A 2303-nucleotide genomic window follows, 5' to 3' on the forward strand; every position below is an offset into this window, starting at 1 on the left:
TGCGGAAATCATCGAGGTCCGTGGCAAGTCCTCCGCAGCCTCCGCCGCATCGTCCTTTGCCGTCTTTGCCCGCGACTTCGATGCTTGCGCCGCCGTCTTTTATGCCGATTAACTCCGGCGTGAAGCTGCTTTGCTTCTCGCCGAAAATTTTTAAAATTTCAGAAATTTTTAGGCGAGGTACATCTTTTTGGACGGCGAAAGACTGCCGCTCGTTAATCGCGTCAAAAATTTCATCGTGATACGAGATGAAACAGCCCGACAAGGCGACTACGAGCAGCGGTAGTGCACAAAGCAGAGACAAAATTAAATGGACGTTGAACCAAAAGTTTTTCTTTAAAACTCTCCTCATCGTTTAAATTTCATCTTTAAATTTTGTTCGAATTAAAAATTTACGTTGAAGCCGAGCTGAAATTTACGACCTTCAGCTATGAGGGCCCTGGTCGGTTTATCGTCTATTACTCTTTCGTTAAATACGTTATATACGCTAAAATTTACGCTAGCGTTTTTCGTGATTTTATAGTTAGTCCCGACGTCGGTGACGGCGTAGCCCTTAGTGTTTACATATACGCCGTTTTTTACCCTGCTTATATAATTTACCTGCGTCCAGAAGCTCAGATCGCTATTAAAGTCGTAATCAAGTCCCGTTTTTATCATATAGCGCGGGGTATCGGTCAGCGCCTTGCCCTCATTTTCGCCTGATTTTTGTTTTAATTTAGCGTAGGTGTAGTTTGCATGAAATGCTAAATTTGATAAAATTTTCCACTCGCCGCTAAGCTCAAGTCCGTCTATGGAGGCTCTGCCGACATTTACGTTTTCATAAATTCCGAAATAGGTTTTGCCTTGATAAACACAAGTCCAAGTAGCGGGATTATTAAAATCCGCTCCCGATCCCCAGCCGCCGCATCTTACGACGCTATCGATCTTGTCTTTGAAGTCGGTGTGAAAAACGGTCGCCGAAAGGCTTAGATTATCGTTATTGTCATACATCGTTCCAACCTCGTAATTTACGCTAGTTTCGGGCTTGAGGCTGCTTCGCCCCAGTCTGATACCGCGTCCGTGATTTATCGGAATTTTTAGCCCTTCGGATCTATCGTCGATATTAGGCGTCGTATAGCCCGCCGATACGCCTCCCTTAAACGATAAATTTTCATTTAGATGATAAACGATGTAGCCGTGCGGCGCAAAGTGTCCGCCGTAGTCTTTGTCGTAGTTGTATCTTAAGCCCGCAGTCAGTGCAAGCGCGTCCGTGACATAAAAATTATCCTCTCCAAATACCGACACATCCCATCTTTTTAGATGCGCATCATCGCTAAAGCCCGGCTCATTTTGTGATGAATCCAGCTTCTCATGGCGATACTGCGCGCCGAGCGTTAAGGTATTTGAGTCAAAAAGATACGAGCCTTGAGTATTAAATATCGTAGATCTCAGCCTGATGTCGCTTGCGGCTTGATCGGAAAAGGTTTTTGTAACCTCGTGCGATAGATAGGTATCGGTTAGAAATTTATCGTATCTTCCGCTATGCGAGAGCGAAATTTGATCGTCTTTGTCGTCTTCGTGAGTGTTATATCCTAGATACGCCGTTTTGCCTAGAGTTCTTGAGGTCAAGTTTTTCGTGTGTTTGTAATCAAGCGCGAGATCGTCGTTCTCGGTAGGCTTATACATAAGCTTCGCACCGAAATTCTTATCCGCGTCTTTTGGATTGCCGTAGTCTTTGGCGTCTTCAAATTTATGAAAATATCGCCCGTAAAGCGAAATTCCGAGTGCGTCTGGCACTATCGCGCCGCTTGCATAAAATCCAGTAGAGTAGCCATTGCCTATGTCTTTGTGCTGCGCGATGTCGTAGTAGCCGTTTATATTGGCGCTAGGTTCATTAGAAAAGCCCTTGGTGATGATGTTTATCACGCCGCCCATAGCGTCGGTACCGTATAGAGAACTCATCGGTCCGCGGATGACTTCCACGCGGGCGATAGCATTTGCGGGCGGGATGAAGCTTTGGATGCTTCCTTGCGAGCCGAAACCCGGAAATGCGCTCTCGCTGGAAACAGGACGACCGTCGATTAAAATTTTAGTATATTTTGAATCCATACCACGCATTCTGATATCGCTTTTGCCCTTCATTGAGCTAAATCTAGGCGCGGAATATACGCCGGGTATATCCTTTACGATGTCGGCTACGTCTTTGTGATTTCTCTTTTCGATCTCTTTTTGAGGTATTACCGAGATCGACGCCGGCGCTTCTTTGATATCTTGCTCAAAGGCGGTGGCGCTTACGACGATCTCTCCTAAATCGGCCTCTTGCCCCC

Annotated in this window: 2 protein-coding genes; both read right to left on the minus strand. The window is 45.9% G+C overall.

What is annotated here, in order from left to right; genetic code table 11:
* On the minus strand, window positions 1-349 hold a 349-nt coding region (locus Q0277_RS02495), incomplete at its 3' end, for a PepSY domain-containing protein (protein ID WP_297995243.1).
* Between the two features lie 32 nt (window positions 350-381).
* The coding region (locus Q0277_RS02500; protein ID WP_297995245.1) for a TonB-dependent receptor at window positions 382-2303 on the minus strand (1922 nt) is incomplete at its 5' end.

The sequence above is a fragment of the uncultured Campylobacter sp. genome (assembly GCF_938030815.1).
In the GTDB taxonomy this organism is placed as follows: Bacteria; Campylobacterota; Campylobacteria; order Campylobacterales; family Campylobacteraceae; genus Campylobacter_B.